The following is a 23,716-nucleotide window of genomic DNA, read 5'->3' on the forward strand; positions in this document are numbered from 1 at the left end:
CGTTTTTCAGTTCCTGTTTTAATAAGGATCATAGGTTTTCGCCTATGGATATTGATGTTTTTTTATTTTTATTCTATCTTAACTTTTGCTTTAGTTTTCGGTTTTGACGCCGTAGGTTTCTCAGTTTTTTTTGCTTGGGTTACCTTCGGTTTTGAAGGATTTCCCGTTTTCTTAATTTCTTTTTTAACTTCGGCTTTAGGCTTTGGTTCCACACTTTTGGCGACGGCAACCGGAGCTTTTGCCAGTTCTATATTGGCTGCTTTTAAAATACTGTCGTTTTCTTTGTAATTAGGATTTAAGGTGGTTACAATCTGGTTCTGATATTTAATAGAAACCATACTGTACTTTTCCGGATCCTGATACACAAGATATTTTTCTACAAAGGCTTTAAATCCTTTTACTTTAAAATCGATATTATCTAAATCCCCGATCTCGACTTTGTAATTTCCTTCACTGGTAAGAAGATTATAGTCGCCGTTTCGGTCTTTGGATATTCCGATAAAATATTTTTTGCTGAAATCGTCCTTGTCGATCTTTTCAACCAACTCGGCAAGTTTTTCATACTCTTCTTTTTTCACATTTCCCGTTACAAGCATACAGGGATGAGAATAGGTTTTGGAGATCGGAAATTCTATACCTTTTTCATCTACATAAAAATCTCTGCCTTCTTTATTTAATCTGAAAACGGGAACCCTCTGTTTGATGTCTAAATTCAGTTTTCCGTTCAGGTTTAAATAAACATTTGCGCTATCTACCGCCGGAAGATTGTTGATCTTTTTTTCCAGCGCCGGAATATTAAGATCCCCGACTTTTCCAGAAGGGTTTTCTTTTTTTACAATTTCCCGGATATCTTTTTCATCAATGAAGTAAACCGGTGTTTTTTCATTCATTTTCACAGAAATTTTATTGTCCGTAATCTTCTGTCCGCTGAATTTCTTCAAAGAGAAACTCAACAGGAATCCGAGGATGATTACTGTGATGGCAATTTTTAATATTCTGTATTTATTTTTCATTTTTGTTTTTTAGCTTTTTTAACGCTACGGGCGCAAGGTTTTTCTTTAAATTCTTGCTTTTTATTTTTATGTTCGCAAAGGCGTTTCACTCAGCAAATGATAGCTGAAAATATTTTTTATAATTTGTTTACTACTCTTTTTACTCCGTCTTTAAATAAGGTAGAATGAAAATTTAAAATCATCCCTAATTTCATTTCTGTGATTCTTAAATAATTAAGAATTTGGAAAAAATGATATTTATTAATTTCCGGAACTGCTTTTATTTCTATAATTACTTTATTTTCAATTAATAAATCAACTCTGAATGCTTTCTCAATAATTAAACCTTCATAATTGACACTAATATCTTTTTGACTTTCAATGTACAATCCGCTATTTTTTAACTCGTGAATTAAACATTGCTCATAGACATTTTCATAAAGCCCGATTCCCAGTTTTCGGTGCACTTTCATCCCTGCATCAAAAACAATGTTTGAAATTTCATTTTCTGTCATTGTGTTTTTATATTTACTCTTAAATGATATTTTCAGCTATCATTTGCTGAGTGAAACGCCCTTGCGAACATGTTTTCGTGTTTCCAAAAAACTCTTTGTGTCCCTTTGCGTTACATTTAAAATTAAATTTTCTCTATCCATTCACAAACAGGATCATACAGTGTGTCTATATTTCCTGCCCCTACTGTAAGAAGGATGTCAAAATCTTTTTCTTTTATTTTGCTGAATGCTTCGCTTAATGTTGAAACTTCTTTTTTATCTAAATTAACTTTTTCCAGTAACCAATCGGAAGTGATTCCTTCAAAATTTTCCTGAAGTTCTCTTGCCGGATAAATATCAAGTAAAATCAGTTCATCAGATTTACTTAAACTTTCTGCGAATCCGTCTGCAAAATCTCTTGTTCTGCTGAAAAGATGAGGTTGGAAAACGACCAATAATTTCTTTTCAGGGTAAAATGTCCGGATTGAACCCATCACGGCATTAATTTCTGTCGGATGATGCGCATAATCGTCGATGTAAATTTTACCGTTTTTGTAGATGTGTTTTGTATATCTTCTTTTAATTCCTTTGAAATTGGCAATTGCTTTTTTCAGCGTTTCAAAATCTACTCCTAAACTGTTTAAAATAGCCAACGCAACCGTAGCATTTTCTACGTTGTGAATTCCCGGAATTTCCCAGACAAAATCTTTTACCGTTTCGTTTGGCGTATGGAAATCAAAATAAATTTTATCATGATCCATTCTCAGATTATCGGAATAATAATCAGCCACTTCGTTTACAGCGTAGGTTTGATGAGGCCTTCCGATTTCAATTCCTTTTCTTACAAAAAGCTGTTGGTCTTCGGGAACCAGAGCCGCAAATTGTCTGAATCCTTCTTCAATGGTATTTTTATCTCCGTAGATATCCAGATGATCCGCATCGGTGGAAGTAATAACTTCCCAATCCGGAGAAAGGTTTAAGAAGCTTCTGTCGTATTCATCTGCTTCCACAACTGAATATTGTGAGCCGTTGTAGAGGAAATTTGACTTAAAATTTTCAGAAATTCCTCCCAGAAAACATGAAAAAGGCAAATCTGCTTCTTTGCACAGGTGTGAAACCAGGGTAGAAGTGGTTGTCTTTCCGTGAGTTCCGGCAACAGCAATGCAGGCTGTGTTTTCTGTGATTAACCCTAAAACTTTTGCACGTTTTAATACTTCAAACTGATTGGTATTGAAATAATCTAAAATGTCCAGTTTCTTAATAGCCGGAGTGTAAATAACTAATGTATGTTCTTTCTGAAGCGAAGTGATTTTTTCATCAATAACATCTTCAAAAACAATATCAATTCCCTCGCTCATTAAAGTCTGAGTAAGTTTGGTGTTGGTTTTATCGTAGCCTGAAACTTTCTTGCCCGAAGCATGGAAATAACGCGCCAAAGCACTCATCCCGATCCCTCCGATCCCAACGAAGTAAAAATTTTGATATGTTTCTAAATTGTTCATCTTATATTTTAATCTTTAATGGCTCGATATACTCAAAGCTACATTGCTAATCCTATTTTATACTATTAGACTCAGCTATTCCGTTAATTTTTTAACGGTGTCAGGCTGAGCCTGTCGAAGCCTATTTAATCTTTCATTCTATTTTTTGATAATTCAGGCAACAATTCCCAATTATCATTTATTATTGCTTACTTTTTCTTTCTACTCCAACCTTTAATTTGTTTTTCAAATCCTATCGCCTGATTAACATCATTAAATTCATAATAGAAAACAAGTTCTACAGGTTTTCTTGTATATGTATAGCTTTCAGAATTTAATCCGTCATTATGTTCATTAATTCTTTTTTCCAAATCATTGGTAAAAACCTGTATAATAAGAATTATCCGAACATTTTACAATGTATACATAATATATTTTCATTCATTTGTGTTGGTTTTGTTAACCCTTCGGCAAGCTCAGGTTGACATCTCTAATACTAACTGTCTATGTTTTGTCAGGTTGAGCTTGTCGAAACTTTCTATTTACTTTATCACCTTAAAAATCTCGTCTACAATCTCTTTTGCCGCATTTGGTTTGGCAAAATATTTCAGATTTTCAGACATTTCTTTTCTTACTTTTTCATTTTCGCATATTTCTGAAAGGGTATTCCAGAATTTGTCTTTCATCTCAGAGTCTTTCACCATTCGGGCTGCATTTTTTTTAACCAGATTTATCGCATTTTTGGTTTGATGGTCTTCCGCTGCAAAAGGGAAAGGAACCAATAAAACCGGCTTCTGAGCGACCGCCAACTCTGAAATGGCAATTGCTCCTGCTCTGGAAACAATGACATCTGCTGCAGAATAGGCTGTTTCCATGTCTTTGATGAATTCCTTAATTTGTATTTGGTTGTTGGTTGTTAGTTGCTGGTCGTTTGTATTTCCATCAACTGTCAACTGACAACTATCAACAATTTCCTTATAATCCAATTTTCCGGTTTGCCAGATCAACTGGTATCCTTTTTCTTTAAGGTTTTCCAGATTGTCTTTCCATCCGTTATTTAATGTTCTTGAACCCAAAGATCCTCCAACAGATAAAATCGTCAGTTTATCTTTATCCAAGCCCATTTTTTCTTTTGCCTGAGAGGTTTCCTGTATTCCCGAGATAATATTCTCACGAATCGGGTTCCCCAGAAACTTTATTTTTTCAGCCGGAAATCCTTCCACTTTCGGATAGGCGGTGAATACGGCTTTTGCTTTTTTACTTAAAATTTTATTCGTAACTCCTGCATGAGCATTCTGTTCCTGAATAAAAATAGGAATTCCCAGTTTACTTGCCTCGTACAAAGCCGGTCCGCTTGCAAAACCTCCTGTTCCCACTGCGAAATCCGGAGCAAAATTTTTAATAATTTTCTTCGATTTGGATAAACTTTTTAAAATTTTAAAAGGCAATCCTAGATTCGACAGAAGATTTCCTCTGTTGATTCCGGCAATATCAATTCCTTCGATTTTATAACCCGCCTGCGGAACTTTTTCCATTTCCATTTTTCCGTTGGCTCCTATGAACAAAAATTCAGCATCGGGAAATCTTTTTCTGATTTCGTCCGCAATAGCAATAGCAGGAAAGATGTGTCCTCCTGTTCCTCCTCCCGATAATAAAATGCGGATGGATTTTGATTTTTGGCTATCTGCTGATTGACTATTCATTTCTGTTTAAATCTTTTTATATTCTTTTTTATCTTAAGCAATGTCGTTAATCTCTGCTATGCTTTGTTTTTTGCCCATTCCTTCTTCATCGTAAATCTGAATTCTGGAGCTTATGTTTAAAATAATTCCCAACTGCAAATATGTTACCAACATTGAGGTTCCTCCGTAACTTATTAAAGGCAACGGTTGCCCTGTAACAGGGATTAAATTGACGGCAACTGCAATATTTACAGAAAGTTGTATAAAAATCATTACTCCGAGGCTGAGAACAAGCAAAGAGCCGAAAAATGCGGGCATCTTGCTGGCTATCATAACGATACGGATAATCATGATTAAATATAAACTTACCAGAAAAACCGCTCCGATCACTCCGTATTCTTCTACAATCACTGCGAAAATGAAGTCGGAGGCAGACTGCGGAAGCATTTGTTTTAAAGCACTTTTGCCGGGTCCCATTCCTGTAACTCCGCCGTGTACGATGGCTGCTTTTGCCATCATCACCTGATAATTTTTTGCTTTTACACTTTCGTCATCCACATCGGCTGTTTTTGCTTTGCTGGATGTAAATGTTTCAATACGACTCATCCACGTGTGAACACGGTTTCCTCCGATTAAGTTGGTGTTTAAAGCCACCAGTAAAAACAGAACAATTGCAATGAATGATGCAGAGATAAATCCTGCAATGTATTTCCAGTGTAACTGTCCGATGACGAGCACAATAACCGAAACCATTAAAATCATCAATGCGGTTGAACCATTATCTTTTGCCACCAGAACAAAAACCAGCAGAATCGGACCGAAGATGTACATGATGTTCTCAATCGGAAGCCGTTCCCGCGTTATTTTCTTGGTTAAATATCTGCACAGATAAATAATCAGCATTAAAAAAGCAAAGGAAGACGGCTGGAATGAAATTGGTGTTCCGGGAATTTTCAGCCATCGTGAAGCACTCGCTCCATCAATGGTTTGTCCCGTGAACATGGTGACAATCAGTAGAATAACCATTAAACCAAGCATGATGCTGCTGAGTTTTCCGATGTATTCGTATTTTACCATTCCGACTACTCTCATGATTCCCAAACCTAAGACCACGAAGAACATATGTTTGATAACGTGACCGGTTGTGGTTCCGTTATTAACGATATATTCGAGATTCGAACTTGCAGAATAAACCGGGAAAATAGAGAAAATGGAGATCACAAGAATGACCATCCAAAGTACTTTATCGCCCTTCAGGAATTCAAATCTGTTTTCTGTGTCTTGTTCGTTCATATATAATGCTGTTGGCTTTTTGGCTAATTGCCATTGGCTTTTAATACCTGCTCTTTAAACTGATGACCTCTGTCTTCATAGTTTTTGAATAAATCAAAACTTGCACAGCACGGAGACAGTAAAACCGTATCTCCTTTTTCAGCGAGAGATTTTGAGATCTCCACTGCTTTTTCCATGCTCGACGTGTCGTAAATAAATTCTTTTTTGTCTTTGAAGAAGTTGATAATCTTTTCATTATCAATTCCTAAGCAGACAATTGCTTTTACTTTTCTTTTGACTAATTCTTCAATTTCAGTATAGTCATTACCTTTATCTAAACCTCCTACAATCCAAACGGTAGGAGTTTTCATGCTTTCTAAAGCATAATAGGTTGCATTAACGTTGGTTGCCTTGCTGTCGTTGATGTATTTTACACCCTCAATTTCAGTTACAAGCTCCAGTCTGTGTTCAACCGCCTGAAAAGTCATTAATGAATTTCTTATACTTTCATTGTTGATTTCCAGTATTTTACCGGCAATTGACGCGGCTAAGCTGTTGGCAACATTATGCGTTCCCAGAAGAGATAATTCGTCAAGTTTCATTGAAAAAGTATCCTTCAGTTTTACTTCAATGGTATCGCCGTTAATGAAACCTCCTTCTTCCAGTTTTTCTTTGGTGGAGAAAGGAATCATTTTCGCTTTAATTTCTAATTTTTCAAGAATATTTTTGCTCATTTCATCATCTTTATTGTAGATGAAAAAGTTGTCATTTTCCTGATTCTCCGTTATTCTGAATTTAGCCAGAGCATATTCTTCATAGTTATAATTGTACTGATCCAGATGGTCCTGTGACAAATTCAGCAATAAAGAAATATATGGTCTGAAATTCTGAATATCGTCCAATTGGAAAGAGCTTACTTCCAGAACATAATATTCATGGTTTTCATCGGCAACCTGCTTTGCAAAGCTGTACCCGATATTTCCGCCTAAACCTACGTTTAATCCGTCGTTTTTCAGGATGTAGTAGATGAGAGACGTTGTTGTTGTTTTTCCGTTGCTTCCTGTGATGGCGATGATTTTCGCATCTGTAAATTCCGAAGCAAATTCAATTTCAGAAGAAAGTCTTATTCCTTTCTCGTTAATTTTCTGAATCATTTCTGCCTTTTTCGGAATTCCCGGACTTTTTACAATCCAGTCGGCGTTTAAAATTCTTTCTTCATCGTGGCTTCCTTCTTCGAATTCAATTTCATTCTCGTTCAGAAACTGTTTGTAGTTATCCTTGATGGCACCTTTATCGGAAAGAAAAACTTCCATTCCTTTCTTTTTTGCCAGATAGGCAGCTCCGCAACCACTTTCTCCTCCTCCTAAAACAACTATTTTCATATAATTTTTGATTTAATGACTGAATTTTTCACTTAGATAAATCATTCAGTTTTAAATTAATTTTCTATCTCATCTTCAGGGTTATCAGGCATACAATTGCCAGCATTACTCCGATGATGATCATTCTGTTCACTATTTTACTCTCATGAAAGCCTCCCTTCTGATAATGGTGATGTAAAGGGGACATTCTGAATAGCCTATTGTTTTGGGCATATTCGAGCCCGAATTTTCTTTTTCTGTATTTAAAAACGACAACCTGAAGCATCACGGAAATATTTTCGATCAGGAAAATTCCGCAAAGGACAGGAATCATGAGTTCTTTTCTTAAAATGATGGCTAACACAGCGATAACTCCGCCTAACATCAGACTTCCGGTGTCGCCCATGAAAACCTGAGCCGGATAGGTGTTGTACCAGAAGAATCCGATTACGGCTCCTACCATTGCGACCACGAATATGGTGGTTTCACCCATGTTGGGAAGGAACATAATATTCAGATAATCGGCAAAGATGATGTTTCCTGAAAGATAGGCAAACAAGCCGAGCGTTAGTAAAATAACGGTACTGGTTCCTGCGGCAAGACCATCAATTCCGTCGGTAATATTGGCTCCGTTTGAAACAGCCGTTACGATGAAAATTACAATTGGGATAAAAACAATCCAAGCCCATTCGTGGGCATCTTTATCGTTCATCCAAAACAGAATTCCGCTGTAATCGAACTCGTTATTTTTAGCAAACGGAACGGTAGAAACGGTTATTTTCTCGGTAGGCATAAAGTTTTGCTCTACATTATTTCTGTTTACGACTTTTGCGTCTGCATATTTTCTTTTTACGGTAATATCCGGATGAAAATACATGGTAACTCCGACGATTAGCCCTAATCCGACCTGTCCAACAATTTTGAATTTACCGCTTAAACCGTCTTTGTTTTTTTTGATCTTTTTTAAATAATCATCCAGAAAACCTATTGCACCCATCCATATCACGGAAACAATCAGAAGAACAATGTAAACGTTTGTAATTCTGGTAAATAGCAAAACAGGAATTAACGTTGCCAAAATGATGATAAGACCTCCCATTGTAGGAGTACCTTCTTTTTGTTTCTGCCCGTCCAGACCAAGATCACGCACCAGTTCTCCCATCTGTTTTGCTCTCAGATAGTTGATGATTCTTTTTCCATACACCAAAGCGATGGTTAAAGAAAACAGAACCGCCATTCCTGCACGGAAGGAGATGTATTTCAACAGTCCCAATCCGGGAACGTGGATTCCCATGCTGGTTAAATATTCGTATAGATAGTATAACATTTCTTAATTATTGATGTTTGATAATTGATGATTGATATCTAACCGATATTAAATAATCTTACTCTTTAATTTGTTCTTATAAGTTGATGTTACTTTCAAAATCTCCAAAGATTCATTCATAAGTTCATCTGTCATTATTTTTGAAGCTATATTAACTTCCTGAATTACTTCCAGCCAAAATACCGTTTCGTCTGCCTCTTCTACTACAATACAAATTTTAGCATATTTCTCTTTATCTGATCTGGCTCTGCACATTGCTCTGTAATTGGCTGCTACAGAACTTGCTGAACGAAAAATCTGTTTCCTGATTACGGATACTTTATCAGAATACGGCAAGTCTGATAAACTATTGATTATATTTATTGCTAAAGTTTTTGTTCTTTGAGCAAAAATCTGATTGTAATTATTTTCCATCATTAATCAATTATCAATAATCATTTATATTTATTTACTCATAAGCTGCCACAGTTCATTAATCGTTTCCTTGTCGTCAAAATGATGTTTCACTCCGTTTATTTCCTGATAGGTTTCGTGTCCTTTTCCGGCTACGAGAACGATATCTTTCGGTTCTGCAAATTTTATCGCCATTTTGATGGCTTCTTTTCTGTCCGGAATTGAAGTGTACTTGCTGAAGTTTTGAGGTTCAACACCGGCTTCTATTTCTTTGATGATTGTTGCCGGATCTTCCGTTCTCGGGTTGTCTGACGTGATGATTGCCAACGTTGATTTTTTCGTAGCAATATTTCCCATTTCAGGTCTTTTTGAATGATCTCTGTCGCCTCCGCAACCGAAAACGGTGATCAGTCTTTCGTTTTTTGTTCTGATATCATTAATGCTGTCCAGAATGTTTTCCAATGCATCCGGAGTGTGTGCATAATCTACGATGAAGAAAATTCCACCGTCTGATTTAAAGGTTTCAAATCTTCCGGACACTCTTTTTAGTTTGCTGATTGCCTGTAAAATTTCGTCTGATTCAAAACCCAGCTCGGAAGCAATTCCGAAAACCAATAAGAGGTTGTAGACATTGAATTTTCCGGTGAGTGTTGTCCAGAATTCTTTTCCGTTGAAATTCAGCAGCATTCCGTTGAAATCCACTTCCAGTAATTTTCCGTGAAAATCTGCCATTGTCTTCAAAGCATAAGATCTTTTTGTGGCTTTTGTGTTCTGAAGCATCACATTCCCGTTCTTGTCATCCACATTGGTGATGGCAACCGCAGAATCTTCCAACTGATCGAAAAATCTTTTTTTCGTTTTCAGATATTCGTCAAACGTTTTATGATAATCTAAATGATCGTGTGTAAGATTGGTAAATCCGGCAATTTTAAAGTGAAGTCCTTCAATTCTGTTTTGGGCAATTCCGTGGGAGCTTACTTCCATAAAAGCAAATTCACACCCTTCTTCAACCGCCTGAGCTAAAATTTTATTGATGGTAATAACATCAGGAGTGGTGTGTGTTGCCGGAATGATCTTTTCTCCGATTCTGATTTCAACTGTCGAAAGCAAAGCGGAATCATATCCTAAATTTTTAAAAATATCAAAAAGCAGAGTGGAAACAGAGGTTTTTCCATTAGTTCCCGTTACTCCGATTAATTTTAGTTTTTCCGAAGGATTACCGTAGAAATTGGACGCTAAATGACCTAAAATTTTAGATGAATCTTTTACTTTAATATAAGTGGCATTTTCATCAAGATTTTCTGGGAATTCTTCGCAAACAATTGCTGTTGCTCCTTTTTCCACCGAAGATGCAATAAATGAATGTCCATCCGCAACCGTTCCTCTCATTGCAATATACAAGGAGTTTTCCGTAACCTTTCTGCTGTCGAACACCAATTCTGAAACTTCACGGCTGTCGTCACCATGAATTTCTAATACCGGAATTCTTTTTAATAAATCATTTAACTGCATTTCTCTTTATTTGTTCCATAAGTTTCACTTACGGTTATTCATAATTGAACCCTTCGGGTTCTTTTCTTTTTTTAATTTTGCAGAGACAGATAAATTCTCTGGTTTCTGCTTATGGTTGTGCCTTCTGTAGGGAACTGTTCTTTAATTCTTCCTACGCCTTTGTAATCTACACGGTAGCCTAAGTTTTCAAGCTGTGGAATTACATTTTTACCGATGAGTCCTACCACATTGGGCATCTGTTTATTGCTTACTGCGACTTTTACGTTAGGTTCCACCATTTTGTTCAGGTTTACCTTTTTGTCGACAAGCATTTCTCTTTCAATATTCTGCGGGGTTTTCAAGAATGTTTTTCCTGCAATTTCTTTAAACACCGGTGCGGCAACGGTAGCTCCATAAAACCCTTTCGATGTATTCGGCTCGCTGATCATTACGTAACAGGTGTATTTCGGATTATCAGCAGGATAAAAGCCTGCGAATGATGAGCGGTATTTCATGGGACCTGGAAGCCAGTATTCAAACCTTGCGGTTCCTGTTTTTCCTGCCATTTTTAAATTGGGTGTGAAAATACTTTTTGCAGTTCCTTTTTCAACTGCTTTTGTTAAAGCATTGGTCATCATTTTGATGGCTTTTTCAGACGCCATTTTGTTGACCATTACTTCTGGTTTTGCTGTGTACATCACTTTACCGTCCTTCATAATTTTATCAATGAATAAAGGCTTCAGCATTTTACCATTGTTGGCAACTCCGTTATAGAAAGTGGTCAACTGCATTAGATTGATATTTGTAGAATATCCATAGGCAATGGATGCTAAAGTTGCGGCATTCCATCTCTTGCTTTCGGGAGTTAAAATTTTTGGTTTTGTAATTCCCGGAAGTTCAATATCCATTTTATCGAATAACTTCCATCTTCTTAAATGGTCTAAGAAGATCTGAGGTTTTTCAGCGTAATATTTTGTAATTAATTTTGCCGAACCTACGTTGCTGGATTTAGCCAACACATCACTGATGTCATACGTTCCGCCGCCGTGACCGTCTGAAATTCTTTGTTTTGCGTACACCCAGATTCCGTTTCCTACATTTACAGTTGTGTTTTCATCGATGAAACCATCATCCATTGCAGCCAAAAGTGAAATGGTTTTAAAGGTAGAACCCGGTTCAATATTGTCTTTTAGTGCGTAATTGTAAGAATCTACATACTCGCCATCGTCATTTCTTCTTAAATTTACCATGGCGCGGACTTTTCCGGTTTCCACTTCCATTACAATTACGGTTCCGTGTTTTGCCTCGAAATTTACCAGCTGTTTCTGTAAAGCGGAATGTGCAATATCCTGAATTCTAAGGTCTAATGTGGTGTAAACATCTTCTCCGTCAACCGGTTCCTGCACTTTCCAGTAATCAATCGGTTTCCATTGGGAAGAATTGATTCTCTGCTCCAGTCTTTTTCCGTCTGTTCCTCTTAAATATTTAGAGAAAGCGCCTTCAAGACCTGCTGTGTGAACACCGTCGTCCATTCCGATGGTTCCCGCTCCGATTTCTGAGGTAGCCAGTTCTCTTTTATAGTTTCGGTCTACAATAAAGCCTCCTTTATTTTTGCCTTTTTTGAATATCGGAAACTTACGGATTCTGTCATACTGGTCAAAATCAAGCCCTTTAGCCAGAGTGTAATATTGATTTTTCTTTTTTCTCTGCTCATCGAATTTCTTTCTGAATTCTGCTCTTGGCTTTCCGAACATTTTGCTTAAAGAATCCGTTAAAGCACCAATGTTGTTGGTATAAATGGTGTCTTTCATCGTTTTGAAATCCAGATAGATGTCGTAACGCATGACGGTTGTTGCCAGAATGGATCCGTCTGACGCAAAAAGATTTCCTCTTGCTGCTTTCAGGGTAGCTTCGCGGTAGTTTTTGTTGATGTAATCGTCTTTAATTTCCTGAACGTTCGTATTCTGAAGAATAACGATGCGCGCAAGGAACATTACAAACACGCACAAAGCCACCACTGCAAAGAGGTAGCCCCATCGTAACGTTTTTTTACGTTTGTTGTCGTATTCATTTTGCTTTTGCATCTGTACTGTCCAGTTTTATTAGCAATTTATGAGGATGGTTTTCAAGGGTCATTAAAGAATCCCGTGCAACCTCTTTCCCCAACTCCGATTCCATTTTTACTTTTATCAGCTTACTTTGTGCGTAAGCGTTTCGCGATTTATATTCTTCTGTTTCTTCTTTAAGTGTGTTGACAATTTTAATTTTTTTATTGACGAGGTGATTGCTGTAGATCATTGCCATCATCAATACAAACAACAGCAGAAAATACTTGTAATGTATTTTAATCTCATCACGGTTCAGGAAATTACCTTTTATAATGTCTATAAAAGTTAATCTCTTCTGAGGGCGATTTGTTGTTGTTCTTTTTGCCACTTTATTTATTAGTAATTGGTAATGAGTAATGTGTAATATTTAAAAATTACTTATTGCCTATTGCTCATTATTTATACTTTTATTCCTGTTCTCATTTTAGCACTTCTGGCTCTTGAGTTTTCTTCTATTTCCTTATCATCGGGAATAATGGCTTTGCTCTTTACCAGCTCGAATGCTTTTTTATAATTTCCGTAAATGTCTCTTTCGGGTTCTCCCTCGAACATTCCGTTTTTCAAAAATCTTTTTACCAGTCTGTCTTCCAGAGAATGGTAAGAGATGACCACCAGTCTTCCTTCGGGTTTTAAAACATTGTATGCCTGTACGAGCATTTCTTTTAAAACTTCCAGTTCCTGGTTTACTTCAATGCGTATTGCCTGAAACAACTGGGCATAAAATTTATTTACTTTATGCGGCGGAAGATAACTGAATAGTTTTTTCAGATCTTCCGTTGTATCGATGCTTTTTGTTTTTCTGTGATGAACGATGTCTCTTGCCAGTTTTCTCGCTTCTCTCAGTTCACCGTAATAATAAAAGATATCGGCAAGCTGCTCTTCATCGTAATCGTTAATGACTCTTTTGGCATCAAGACCCTGCATTACGTTCATTCTCATATCCAGCGGAGCGTTGCTTCGTGTAGAGAATCCTCTTTCTGCTTCATCAAACTGGTGCGAAGAAACACCCAGATCTGCCAGAATTCCGTCCACCTGAGAAACTCCGTAGATCAACAGTGAGTTTTCCAGAAACCTGAAGTTCTGATTGATGAGCGTAAATCTCGGATCATCAATTGTATTTTTAAGAGCATCTAAGTCCTGATCGAAACCGAACAGTTTTCCTTTATCCGAAAGTCTGCCCAATATCTCTCTTGAATGGCCACCGCCTCCAAAAGTACAGTCCACATATATTCCGTCTGGATTCGTCACCAAATCATCAACACTCTGCTTCAGCAAAACGGGGTTATGATACATGTTTTAGTTGTGTTTTTTTACGTTTTTATAACGCAGTTATTCTTCTTCGAATGCGCCCATTACATCTTCGGCAAGATTCGCAAAATCGTCTTCACTGATGGAGATTACTTTTTCGTAATCGTCCTTATCCCATACTTCAAACAGTTCTCCTGCACTGGTAATTACAATATCTTTCTGAAGATTTGCAAAAACAGTAAGGTCTTTCGAAATCTGTAACCTTCCGGCGTTATCCAGCTCCACAATTTTTACACCTGCCGTAAACATTCTAATGAAATCAGCATTCTTTTTAATGAATCTGTTCAGTTTATTAATTTTGCCCATCACTTTATCCCATGCGTTCATCGGATAAACTTCCAGACAGGGTTGGAACACAGATCTTTTGACTACAAACGCCTTGTCGTCGAAGTTTTCCATCTGTTTGATTAAAGATGAAGGAACTTTTAACCGGCCTTTGTCGTCAATTTTACACTCATATGTTCCAATGAAACTGTTCATTTGGGACAAATTTATATAATAATTTCCAAAATCTCCCACTTTTTACCACTTTTTACCTTAATGTTAATAAGTTTTATTAAAGATTTAATTTCGATACTGTAATAGGTTGATATGTTGGGTGTTGGTAAACCTCTTATTCAAGCCATAATAAATAGATTTTCAAAAAAACCGTTAAAAAAGAGTTTGGTATATTATTTTTATTTTAAATTAGGGTAATCAAAATATTTTTGAGGTTTAATTTGTATTTTTGCAAGGCTTTATTAAGGCATTTTATGATATTTAGTACAAAAAAAGAAAAGAAATATACTTTCGTTGAAGCAGGGGAAGGACATCCATTGGTGCTGTTGCACGGGTTAATGGGTGGTTTGAGTAATTTCGATAAGATGGTAGATTTTTTTTCAGACAGGGGGTTCAAGGTATACGTTCCTCAGCTGCCGATCTACGATTTGCCGGTACTCAATACTAATCTTACGACATTAGCAAAATATATTGCCAAATTTATAGAAACCCATATTGAAGCTCCTGTAACCATTGTAGGAAATTCCATGGGCGGTCATATCGGTCTTATTCTTACACTGGCAAGACCGGATTTAATTAAGAATCTTGTTCTTACGGGAAGTTCAGGGCTTTATGAAAGAACTTTCGGAGACAGTTTTCCGAGAAAGAATGACCGTTCCTATATAAGAAAGAAAACGGAAGAGGTTTTTTATGATCCTTCTGTGGCTACCGAAGCTTTGGTAGATGAAGTTTTCGCAGTGGTAAATGACAGGATGAAAGGAATAAAAACCGTAATGTTGGCGAGAAGCGCGATCAAACACAATATGCTGAATGATCTGCCAAAGATTAAAACACCCACCTGCCTGATCTGGGGAAAGCAGGATAATGTAACGCCTCCTGAAGTTGCGGAAGATATGCACAAATTTATTCCGAATTCAGATCTTTTCTGGATCGATCAATGCGGGCACGCAGCGATGATGGAAAAACCCGATGAATTCAATGAAATTCTTTATAGCTGGGTAAAAGATAAAGTTTAAAATAAAATATAAAACGACCATTAAGAGCTTTTCTTAATGGTTTGTTTTTCTGAAAATATTCAATAAAATGGTTATTAAAACAGCAACATTTGTAAAGAGCAGCGGAAAATGGCAGGATTGCCCGGAACCGAATCTTCCTGAGTATGCTTTCATCGGAAGATCGAATGTAGGAAAGTCTTCGCTCATCAATGCAATGATGAATCATAAAGATCTGGCTAAAACGTCCCAGACTCCGGGAAAGACACAGCTTATCAACCATTTCTTAGTGAACGAAAACTGGTATCTCACAGATTTACCGGGTTACGGATATGCAAAAGTTTCGAAATCGATCAGAAAAGATTTTGAGAAACTGATCACCAATTATATTCTGAACCGAAGAAATCTGGTTAATCTTTTTGTTCTGGTAGATTCCCGACATAAACCGCAGAATATTGATCTGGAATTCATCCAGTGGTGCGGTGAAAGCGGCGTTCCGTTTTCCATCGTGTTTACAAAAGCAGATAAGCTGAAGCCGAATGGTGTGATAAAAAATGTGGAAGATTATAAAACGGAGCTTCACAAAACATGGGAAGATCTTCCGGAACTGTATGTAACCTCAGCGGAAAAGAAGGAGGGTGGTGATGAAATTTTAAGTTTCATCCAGAAAACCAATGAGTTTTTGATCAATAATAACGTAAGTTTTGATGAGTAATATTGTCTGGAAAATAAAAACGTTTGACGAATTTACGGTTCCTGAACTGTATGCGGTTTTAAAAGCCAGAATTGATGTTTTTGTAGTGGAGCAGAACTGTCCTTATCCGGATTTAGACGGTTATGACCAAAAAGCAATTCACATCTGGGCAGAAGAAGACGGCGAAGTTTTGGCGAACTGCAGGATTTTCGATAAAGGAATAAAATATGACGAACCTTCAATAGGACGGGTTTTAACCACAGAAAAGGCAAGAGGAAAGAGCTTAGGCAGACAATTGATCCAATATGCGGTTGAAACGATCGAAAACCGTTTCCGTACTTCTGAAATCAGGATTTCTGCACAGGATTATCTGCTGAAGTTTTATGGAGATTTCGGGTTTGAAGATACAGGAAAAAAATATCTGGAAGATGACATTCCGCACACGGAAATGCTCAGAAAATAAAGAAAAGCGAGGAATTGATTCTTCGCTTTTTTGTTTAGATAATGTTGTTGGATTTTTCGTCAAGACGCAAGAAGCTGAATATATATTTTATAAAAGGCGCAAAGATTTTATCTTTGATAAAATTGATTGAAAAATCTTTGATTTTTTTTAACTTATGTGTTCTTTTCTTTAAACTTAAACCACTAAAGTATTACCATCTTTTGCACCTTTAGATAAGTTTACTATTTAAATCAACTGTAGTACACTAAAATATGCAGTGCATGAATAAAAATATAGTGAGCAACAACTAAAATGTAGTGAGTAATGACAAAAATACAGTGAGTAACAACAAAAACATAGTGAGTAATAACAAAAATGTAGTAAGCAATAACAAAAATACAGTGAGCAATGATAAAAATACACTGCGCTAAACTGAAAATACGCTGTGCTAAAGCAAAAATGCCGAGAACCGAAATAAAAGCATAGCGGACTAGAATAAAAAGTACAAGAAGTATAATAAAACGGTTGGAGGAAGTCTTATAACTCAATGATGTGGGTTGAGAATCGTATGTACAAAAAACCATTCTCAGACAGAAGGTCGAGAAAAAACATAAAAAAAAGGCTGTTTTCACGAGTTGTGATACAGCCTCTAATATTTTTATTTTCCGGAAATGGCTTTTAAGATAATAGGTTCCAAATTGGAAGGAAGATCCGCGGATTTGATCTGATAATTTTTAATCTTCATTTCTTTAAACCAGTTTTCCCAGTATTCTTTGATGACGGCTTCTTCGAAAGGATTTCCTTTTTCCGGATTGATTCCTAAGACGATGACTTCGAGATTGTTCAGATTGTCATTGGCTTTTACAAAGCCGAATTTATTTTTTTCTATAACTTCTTTAAAGTTGGAAGTCGTAAGAAGGTTAGCTTTTATGAGTTTGCCGGTAAGATAAGAGGTTTTGCTTCCTTCCGAAAATTTTGTGTTTTCGTGATACATATATCCGTCGGTAAGAATAAATAATATGTTTCTGTGGTCGTTTTTAATGCAGTAATCTTTTACTTTATTTTTAAAAAATTCCCAAATGTCAGAACCTACATAATTTCCGTCTTTTATGGCTGACTGATAAATCGTTGTCGGTAATTCCGAATATTTTTTATCCACCTGATCAAAATAGTTTCTGGGAGTGTTTTTATCAAAGGAAACTTTCAGCTCTTTGGTAAGTTCATTCATTTTCGGATCTAAAGGTTCCGGATTGAAGAAAACCTGCATCTGATCTTCGTAGGTAATGATTTTTTTAGATTTGATGTGGTTTAAAAATCCTTTTTCAATCGCTTTGATGTACTCGGTATCTCTCTGGAAATACTGCATTGTGGGATTCGGGTTCGTTTTAGGATCAATTCTGTCGGATAAATCAATTAAAATACTCAGGTTGATGTTGTTGGGATCAGCAATAACGGTATCTTTTTTCTCATCATCTGTTTGTCCGGGTTCATGTTTATTGCATGAAACCAAAGAAATAATCATTAATAAATAAAATATTTTTTTCATATTCTGTAATTTATAAGGATGATAAATAAACAAGGTTCTGATTGTCCGAATTGGCTCCTACAGTTTCCAGATTGGTATTATACGTAGAAATGCATTCATCAATCATGGTCTGTTTTTCCGTTCTGGAAACGGCAATTTTCTCTCCGATAAACGTGATCCAGCCCTGAACATATTCCGAAGCATACAGCTTGTAATCTTTGGTCGGAATAATTACGCCGTCGATAATATTCTGAAGTTCCTCAATTCTTCCTCTTATTTTAATGATGGATTCTTTTATATTTCCGATAGCCGCAAGAATTTCTTCAATTTCTTTCTTTAAAACATTAATTTTTTCCTGAAAAAATTCTACTCTTTTCTGTCTGATTTCCTGTTCGTTTTTAATCTTATCTTTTTCGCGGTGCTCTTTCATTACAAAGTCGAAAACGAGTCCCCAGATAATATACACGATGAATCCTGCGAAGATAATTTCCCAAAACTGATTTTTGGTAAAAGCAATTTTAAGATCGAATGGAAGAGAATCAAAAGTTTTTTCTACATCATATATTTTTTTTTCAATTTCATACGCTAAAATGACATCAAAAATAAAAGTCACAATAAGTAATAAACCGAGTTTGATATAATTGGCTGTAGTTTTATTCTCTCCAAACATATGAATCAAAAAACCTAATCCAAGAAATACAAATGGAATTAAAACGACAAAAGCAGCTTCGGTTGAACCATCATTCCAAGCTTTAGCTAATGCCTGTGGATCAAAAACACTTTGTATCACAGTACTTTTTGCGTTAAAACCTTTAAAGAATGCAGAATAGGAAGTTGAAATATAAAATACTCCTAAATATAAAGTTATCGGGATTAAAAGAAGTAAACCAATGATAAATTTTGCTGAAGCTCCTTTTGTGGCTTTTACATTATATTTTTCGGGATTTCTGGGAAGGTCAATGATTTCTGAGTTTAAGGTTTCAATGGTTTGCTGATGGCTTTCTACTTCCCTGTTTTTGGTTTTAAGCTGTTCTTCCTTGGTTTCCTGCGAAACAATGAGTGCTTTAATTTCTGTTTCGCGGTTCTTCTGTTCATTCACATAAGACTCTTTCAGCTGTTGCTGTTTTTCCACCATTTCTTTTTCTTCATTCTGAAATTTCGAGTAAACGGCATCCAGACAGATGGAAAGGGTAGAGTGGTTTCCGCTGGTTCGGGAACTGTCCCGGTAACCGGATTCGTGGTAGGTTCTTTTGCGTGTTTCCTCAGAAGACTCTTCGTCGGTATTTACTTCAGTTTTCGGAAGCTGCTCTTCTTTGGGTTCTGCGGGAACAGATTTTAGTTTAAATAAATTTTTTATACTGGTGGTATCCATGATGGTTAGTTTTTTAGTTCATATAAAATTTCACTTTTAGGCTTTCCTGTTCGTATCGCCTCGATGAGGTAATCTACGATGGCGGTTACATTTTCTTCCATAAACCCGAACATCAGAACGTACTTTTGCATCGTGGTATATTCATTCGGGGAAACAATTCCGTCTGCCCAGATCATGACGGTAAGATCGTACAGATAATCTATTTTTTCTTCGATTGTCTGCGGAATCAGCGACTTCATATTAAGCGGATTCAGAAGGATCTCGTCTAAATTTTTTGATGAAATGCCTCTTTCTTCGGCGCAGTTGTAAAGCATTTTCAGTTCAAGGGCACTGAAATCGTCATCACAGATCGCCATTTGATACAGCCTTAAGAAATGCGCTTTAAGATGTTCCGTAATGTTGTTATTTTCCATGATTGTTTTCTTCCTTGGTTTTTTTAGGATTAATAATTCGGTCTCTGGATACAGCTCTTTGATGGATGGGAACTGAAGGTTGTGAAGTTTCCCCGGTAAGTTCTTCTTCCTTTTTCTGCTCGGTTTTTTCGACGAAACCTATCAGCAGAAATAAAATTCCTGTAACAACATCAATCGGAATCCACACACTTTTCCTTAACAGATAAATGGGAAGCACAGGATTGAAAAGAATAAGGATGATAAGGAAAATTATACTGAAGTAATGCTGCTTAAAGGTTAATGTATTGTACAAAACCAATAAAGCTCCTGCGGAAACAAGGATTCTGAGAAAAGTATAATATTCTATAGGAAGTCTGAAGATACCGATGAAACAGCATAACGCACAGAAGGTGAGAAATGGTTTCATATGCTGTAATATTAAAATCCTGTCCGAAGGTTGTATTTGTAATTAAAACGGCTTTCAGACATGAACAGAAATGCAAAGAAATCGATAACGGAAATAATGACAGGAATAAAAGTCCAGCAAAATAACAGGTAAAGAATTCCCATAATGTTCTGCCCCAGATAAAATCTGTGGATGCCTATTCCTCCAAGGAAAAAAGCAAGTAAGGCGGCGGTAGATTTAGATTTCATAATTTTTTAAACTCGGGATAAAATTTCGTTTTTCTTTGTTTCAAACTCTTCCGGAGAAATAACTCCGCTTTCTTTTAGTCCTTTCAGTTTCTGTAATAAAGCAAAAGGATCTTCATTTTCAATCAGTAAAGGTTTCTTCTCCTCCTGAAACATCTGAGGCTGTGTAATAATGGGCGTTGCATTATTTACGGTAACTCCTCCTGCGGAAGCTCTTAAGGTCTCCAGATTTTTTTCTCTTCTTACACCCCGCATTCTTTCTTCCACTTCCTGCGCAAACTGGTATAGCTTTCGGGCTTGGTTTTTAGGCAGGTAATCCATCATATTGGTAAAATGTTGTGTTGTTTTTACCATAAAAGTTGAACCTACAATCCCTTCCTTAATATGGCAGTCTGCAACATCTACCCAGCTGTAATCCTGAAAATCCATAGACAAACCAAAGTTTTTGGGTCTGCAGAAAATAATTCTTCTGTTGGTAAGCGCGATGCAGTCCAGAGATAAATTGAGTACCGGTTTTTTCTGAACGGCAATGTATTCCATAGTTTCCTGCGAAGTGAGCAGACTGTTGATTCTCCCTAAAAGCTTTTCGACGGCTTTTGGGTCTTGTTCTTCATTTAAAAATTTTTTTAAGTTCATGATGATATTTTGTTTTTAGTTATTTTACATCTTTATAAAAAACATATCCTTTCTTTCCGGAAGATTTTACCTTTACTTTGTACCATGAACCTTCTTTGGAAAGTGGAATCAGCTTTTCGTTTTTGTAAACTCTTACTAGAACGGGAGATCTCATAGATGGCTTTTCGTAAATATTGGTGGTGGCAATTCCCACAATGTATCGGTTGGAACTCAGGTCTACGTTTACCTCATCAATAAAAACTTTTGGAGGTTTATTGGATTTTGTTTTTGAAGAAGTATAAGAATCGGAAGTTTTATGCTTTTTAGTTTTCCTTTTCTTTGCTGAACTTCTGCCGGATGAATAACTTTCTGAAGAGCCGCCGCCGCAAACTCCGCAGGTTCCGCCGCTGCTGCAATGTCCGCACCGCGAACAGTTGGAACAGGCTGTACAATTGGCAGAACCTGTACATCTTCCTTCATGTCCTATACTGTCGTTTGCTTTAAAGCACGAGTTTAAAAGAAAAGAACCGAAGGCGATTATGATGAAGGGTATTAGTTTTTTCATGGTTAATTATAATTTTCTAATGTCTGATGAAGCTGATTTCTGTAGTTGTAGATTTCGTCCAGACTGTTTAATAAAACTTTTTCTCCGGCATCTTTTCCGTTGTGGAAAATCTCCAGATATTTATTAGCGGTATTAAAATGCAGTCTGCAAAGGGGTTTACGGTTGTTGTCGTCGAGTAAAATTCCGAAGTAAGACAGCGTGTCTCTGTAAGCAATTCTTGAAGAAGGTATTTTCTCCCGCAGGATGGCTTTTACGATCTGGAAGCCTTCCAGTTCTTCTTCTGTGGTTACAATTTTAGAATCGTTGGTTTCATGGATGGGCTGTGAAGTTTTTACATCATCTTCGCGCTGTTCGATCTGTTCATTAATGCTTAAAGCAGATTTTAGCCTGAAACTGATGGATTCATTAATAGAAGTCGTTAATGCTTTTTTGGCATATTCTTTAAACGAGACCATTCGGTTTGCTGTTAACGGCTTTTCGAAGAAACGGTTCACAAGAAGTTTTACCAGTTCATCGGACGGATTTTCAATTTCCTTTTCGAATTCTTTTCTGATGGCTTTGATGTATTTTAAAGCTTCCGCAGAATCCAGAATGCTTTCCAGATTGTAGTCTTTTTTGGTAAAGCTTTCCAGAATTTTGATAGAGCTGTCTTTAAGATCTTCAATATTGATGGTGAAAAAAGGCTTTTCATCCATAATATTGGGCTTTTCCAGATCCGTGTAAAAATTGTAAACAATTCCGTTCGTTAAAACACCGAATCGTGTTTTGGAAACATGATAATACCGGTGAAGCTGAGAATTGTGGGCATCTGCGCTTTCTTTCCAGTGTTTGCATTCGATGATGAAAATAGGCTCGTCATTGTTTTTGATGACATAATCTACTTTTTCACCTTTCTTGGTTCCGATGTCGCAAACGTGTTCGGGAACCACTTCTGTAGGATTAAAAATATCATATCCTAAAATCTGAATAAAAGGCATCACAAAAGCATTTTTTGTGGCTTCTTCTGTTCCGATCTGGTCTTTTAGCCCGATTACTTTCTGATGAAGCTGTTCCAGTTTAATTTTAAGATCCATGATTTTATTTTTTTAAAGTTTCATCTGTAATTTCTGCTTTCGGAGCATTCTGTTTTACGGAAGCAATGCCGTTTTCCATTCCGGATTTTGTGCTGTAAAGCTGACTTTTTCCAATGATTTCTCCGTTTCTTGCTTTCAGAACGAAATAATCTTTTTTGTTCACAGCCTCTCTTCTGTCGTATCTGGAATCGTCCTGAGAATTAATTTTTACAGATTCAATTCCTTTTATACAGGATGCTTTCTGAACGTAGCCTTCGCTTGTTAAAATAATTTCACCGTTTCCGGCTTTCAGATTAAACTGATACTCTTTGTTTACTCTTTGTGTGATGACGAATTTTCCCATGGTTATTGGTTTTTATTTTTGATAAATCTTTCTGAAATTTCAGTTTCATGCAGAATTTGTTGGTTGGGTAAAATAATTTGAATTTCTCTGGTGGAAGTTTCTATAATATAAGCTCCGGATCGGCAGTTTTTAAATCGATATTTTAAAGCTTTTAATCCCGAAATAAAACCGGATGCTGTTGTTTCTGCATATACGTATTTTGAACAGCTTGTTCTGAAAATACATTTTCTCCGTTTTGATGGAGGGACGATCCTCCAGTACAGTTTAATGAGAAGAATCAATAGATTTTTCATCTTCTTTTCTGCTAAAGACAACCATTTGATAAGAAGTCATATATCCGGGCTGACTTGTATTTCCAAAACAACCTTCTACAGGTTGGATGTAGGTAGAAACACTTTCAAGTCTTACATATTCCCAACCATCATCGGTATGAGTCTTTATTAAGTTATCTAATTGTACTGCAATATTTTTTGAACTCATATTTTGTTGATTTGCAGTGGCAACAAAAGGTATTACTTTGTATTCCATGATTGTTTTTATTTAACACTTCAAAAATATGAGCATTATTTTTCGATTCGTTACGGAAAACCGTAAACGCAGAATATTTAATAAAAAAACCTTCCAGAGTATCTGAAAGGCTATTAG

27 protein-coding genes and 1 pseudogene are annotated in these 23,716 nt (G+C 36.5%); 3 read left to right on the forward strand and 25 right to left on the reverse strand.

The window, feature by feature from the left end; genetic code table 11:
• Positions 1-68 precede the first annotated feature (68 nt).
• The 14 genes and pseudogenes from BW951_RS06820 to mraZ form a co-directional block, all read right to left on the reverse strand.
• Entirely contained in the window at positions 69-1,013 is a 945-nt protein-coding gene (locus BW951_RS06820) for a cell division protein FtsQ/DivIB (RefSeq protein ID WP_076391168.1), read from the reverse strand.
• Between the two features lie 116 nt (positions 1,014-1,129).
• The gene (locus BW951_RS06825; protein WP_076391170.1) at positions 1,130-1,507 is read right to left on the reverse strand and encodes a GxxExxY protein; all 378 of its coding nucleotides are present in this window, start codon (positions 1,505-1,507) and stop codon (positions 1,130-1,132) included.
• Between the two features lie 122 nt (positions 1,508-1,629).
• Positions 1,630-2,988: a UDP-N-acetylmuramate--L-alanine ligase gene (gene murC / locus BW951_RS06830; protein ID WP_076391172.1), complete on the reverse strand. Its 1,359-nt coding sequence runs from the start codon at positions 2,986-2,988 to the stop codon at positions 1,630-1,632.
• Positions 2,989-3,176: 188 nt separating this feature from the next.
• A pseudogene (locus BW951_RS06835) lies at positions 3,177-3,408 on the reverse strand (GIY-YIG nuclease family protein).
• A gap of 101 nt (positions 3,409-3,509) precedes the next feature.
• Complete coding sequence (murG, locus tag BW951_RS06840; protein WP_076391174.1) at positions 3,510-4,670, reverse strand: undecaprenyldiphospho-muramoylpentapeptide beta-N-acetylglucosaminyltransferase; 1,161 nt, start codon at positions 4,668-4,670, stop codon at positions 3,510-3,512.
• 33 nt (positions 4,671-4,703) lie between these two features.
• The gene (locus tag BW951_RS06845; protein ID WP_076391176.1) at positions 4,704-5,942 is read right to left on the reverse strand and encodes an FtsW/RodA/SpoVE family cell cycle protein; all 1,239 of its coding nucleotides are present in this window, start codon (positions 5,940-5,942) and stop codon (positions 4,704-4,706) included.
• A gap of 23 nt (positions 5,943-5,965) precedes the next feature.
• Positions 5,966-7,303, reverse strand: coding sequence for a UDP-N-acetylmuramoyl-L-alanine--D-glutamate ligase (gene murD, locus BW951_RS06850; protein ID WP_076391178.1), 1,338 nt, complete (start codon positions 7,301-7,303; stop codon positions 5,966-5,968).
• A 64-nt stretch (positions 7,304-7,367) separates the two neighbouring features.
• Entirely contained in the window at positions 7,368-8,609 is a 1,242-nt protein-coding gene (gene mraY / locus BW951_RS06855; protein ID WP_076391180.1) for a phospho-N-acetylmuramoyl-pentapeptide-transferase, read from the reverse strand.
• A 48-nt stretch (positions 8,610-8,657) separates the two neighbouring features.
• Positions 8,658-9,023, reverse strand: a complete 366-nt coding sequence (locus BW951_RS06860; RefSeq protein WP_076391947.1) for a four helix bundle protein — start codon at positions 9,021-9,023, stop codon at positions 8,658-8,660.
• A 30-nt stretch (positions 9,024-9,053) separates the two neighbouring features.
• A complete protein-coding gene (locus tag BW951_RS06865; RefSeq protein ID WP_076391182.1) occupies positions 9,054-10,514 on the reverse strand; it encodes a UDP-N-acetylmuramoyl-L-alanyl-D-glutamate--2,6-diaminopimelate ligase in 1,461 nt (486 codons plus the stop codon).
• Between the two features lie 71 nt (positions 10,515-10,585).
• The gene (locus tag BW951_RS06870) at positions 10,586-12,577 is read right to left on the reverse strand and encodes a penicillin-binding transpeptidase domain-containing protein (protein WP_076391184.1); all 1,992 of its coding nucleotides are present in this window, start codon (positions 12,575-12,577) and stop codon (positions 10,586-10,588) included.
• Entirely contained in the window at positions 12,561-12,929 is a 369-nt protein-coding gene (locus BW951_RS06875; protein ID WP_076391186.1) for an FtsL-like putative cell division protein, read from the reverse strand. The genes BW951_RS06870 and BW951_RS06875 overlap by 17 nt, the downstream gene beginning before the upstream one ends.
• Positions 12,930-13,000: 71 nt before the next feature.
• Positions 13,001-13,894, reverse strand: a complete 894-nt coding sequence (rsmH, locus tag BW951_RS06880) for a 16S rRNA (cytosine(1402)-N(4))-methyltransferase RsmH (RefSeq protein ID WP_076391188.1) — start codon at positions 13,892-13,894, stop codon at positions 13,001-13,003.
• Positions 13,895-13,930: 36 nt separating this feature from the next.
• Positions 13,931-14,389, reverse strand: a complete 459-nt coding sequence (gene mraZ / locus BW951_RS06885; RefSeq protein ID WP_076391190.1) for a division/cell wall cluster transcriptional repressor MraZ — start codon at positions 14,387-14,389, stop codon at positions 13,931-13,933.
• Positions 14,390-14,661: 272 nt separating this feature from the next.
• Here mraZ and BW951_RS06890 point away from each other — a divergent pair, with 272 nt between their 5' ends.
• The 3 genes from BW951_RS06890 to BW951_RS06900 all read left to right on the forward strand — a co-directional run bounded on the left by BW951_RS06890 (position 14,662) and on the right by BW951_RS06900 (position 16,556).
• Positions 14,662-15,423 (forward strand): alpha/beta fold hydrolase, encoded by a 762-nt coding sequence (locus BW951_RS06890; protein ID WP_076391192.1) that lies wholly within the window; start codon positions 14,662-14,664, stop codon positions 15,421-15,423.
• A gap of 67 nt (positions 15,424-15,490) precedes the next feature.
• Complete coding sequence (gene yihA / locus BW951_RS06895) at positions 15,491-16,114, forward strand: ribosome biogenesis GTP-binding protein YihA/YsxC (protein WP_076391194.1); 624 nt, start codon at positions 15,491-15,493, stop codon at positions 16,112-16,114.
• Positions 16,107-16,556 carry a GNAT family N-acetyltransferase gene (locus BW951_RS06900; RefSeq protein ID WP_076391196.1) on the forward strand — a complete coding sequence of 150 codons (450 nt, stop codon included), beginning with the start codon at positions 16,107-16,109 and terminating at the stop codon, positions 16,554-16,556. The genes yihA and BW951_RS06900 overlap by 8 nt, the downstream gene beginning before the upstream one ends.
• A gap of 637 nt (positions 16,557-17,193) precedes the next feature.
• On the opposite strand, the gene BW951_RS06905 is transcribed toward BW951_RS06900, so the two are convergent.
• Genes BW951_RS06905 through BW951_RS06955 form a run of 11 tightly spaced genes read right to left on the reverse strand, consistent with a single transcriptional unit; the run spans position 17,194 to position 23,599 of the window.
• Positions 17,194-18,081, reverse strand: coding sequence for a hypothetical protein (locus tag BW951_RS06905; RefSeq protein ID WP_076391949.1), 888 nt, complete (start codon positions 18,079-18,081; stop codon positions 17,194-17,196).
• Positions 18,082-18,091: 10 nt separating this feature from the next.
• Complete coding sequence (locus BW951_RS06910; protein WP_076391198.1) at positions 18,092-19,432, reverse strand: beta-carotene 15,15'-monooxygenase; 1,341 nt, start codon at positions 19,430-19,432, stop codon at positions 18,092-18,094.
• Positions 19,433-19,437: 5 nt separating this feature from the next.
• Positions 19,438-19,845: a hypothetical protein gene (locus BW951_RS06915; RefSeq protein WP_076391200.1), complete on the reverse strand. Its 408-nt coding sequence runs from the start codon at positions 19,843-19,845 to the stop codon at positions 19,438-19,440.
• Positions 19,835-20,251, reverse strand: coding sequence for a DUF6804 family protein (locus tag BW951_RS06920; RefSeq protein ID WP_076391202.1), 417 nt, complete (start codon positions 20,249-20,251; stop codon positions 19,835-19,837). Before BW951_RS06920 ends, BW951_RS06915 begins: the two co-directional genes overlap by 11 nt.
• 11 nt (positions 20,252-20,262) lie before the next feature.
• Positions 20,263-20,478, reverse strand: coding sequence for a TM2 domain-containing protein (locus tag BW951_RS06925; protein ID WP_076391204.1), 216 nt, complete (start codon positions 20,476-20,478; stop codon positions 20,263-20,265).
• A 6-nt stretch (positions 20,479-20,484) separates the two neighbouring features.
• Positions 20,485-21,111 (reverse strand): PH domain-containing protein, encoded by a 627-nt coding sequence (locus BW951_RS06930; protein WP_076391206.1) that lies wholly within the window; start codon positions 21,109-21,111, stop codon positions 20,485-20,487.
• A 19-nt stretch (positions 21,112-21,130) separates the two neighbouring features.
• The gene (locus BW951_RS06935; RefSeq protein ID WP_076391208.1) at positions 21,131-21,655 is read right to left on the reverse strand and encodes an SH3 domain-containing protein; all 525 of its coding nucleotides are present in this window, start codon (positions 21,653-21,655) and stop codon (positions 21,131-21,133) included.
• A 2-nt stretch (positions 21,656-21,657) separates the two neighbouring features.
• Positions 21,658-22,728, reverse strand: a complete 1,071-nt coding sequence (locus tag BW951_RS06940) for a type I restriction endonuclease (protein ID WP_076391210.1) — start codon at positions 22,726-22,728, stop codon at positions 21,658-21,660.
• Between the two features lie 4 nt (positions 22,729-22,732).
• A complete protein-coding gene (locus BW951_RS06945; RefSeq protein ID WP_076391212.1) occupies positions 22,733-23,071 on the reverse strand; it encodes a YegP family protein in 339 nt (112 codons plus the stop codon).
• A 2-nt stretch (positions 23,072-23,073) separates the two neighbouring features.
• Positions 23,074-23,364 (reverse strand): membrane protein insertion efficiency factor YidD, encoded by a 291-nt coding sequence (gene yidD, locus BW951_RS06950; protein ID WP_076391214.1) that lies wholly within the window; start codon positions 23,362-23,364, stop codon positions 23,074-23,076.
• The gene (locus BW951_RS06955; RefSeq protein ID WP_076391216.1) at positions 23,336-23,599 is read right to left on the reverse strand and encodes a hypothetical protein; all 264 of its coding nucleotides are present in this window, start codon (positions 23,597-23,599) and stop codon (positions 23,336-23,338) included. The genes yidD and BW951_RS06955 overlap by 29 nt, the downstream gene beginning before the upstream one ends.
• Positions 23,600-23,716 lie beyond the last annotated feature (117 nt).

Source organism: Chryseobacterium gambrini (genome assembly GCF_900156825.1).
Taxonomy (GTDB): domain Bacteria; phylum Bacteroidota; class Bacteroidia; order Flavobacteriales; family Weeksellaceae; genus Chryseobacterium; species Chryseobacterium gambrini.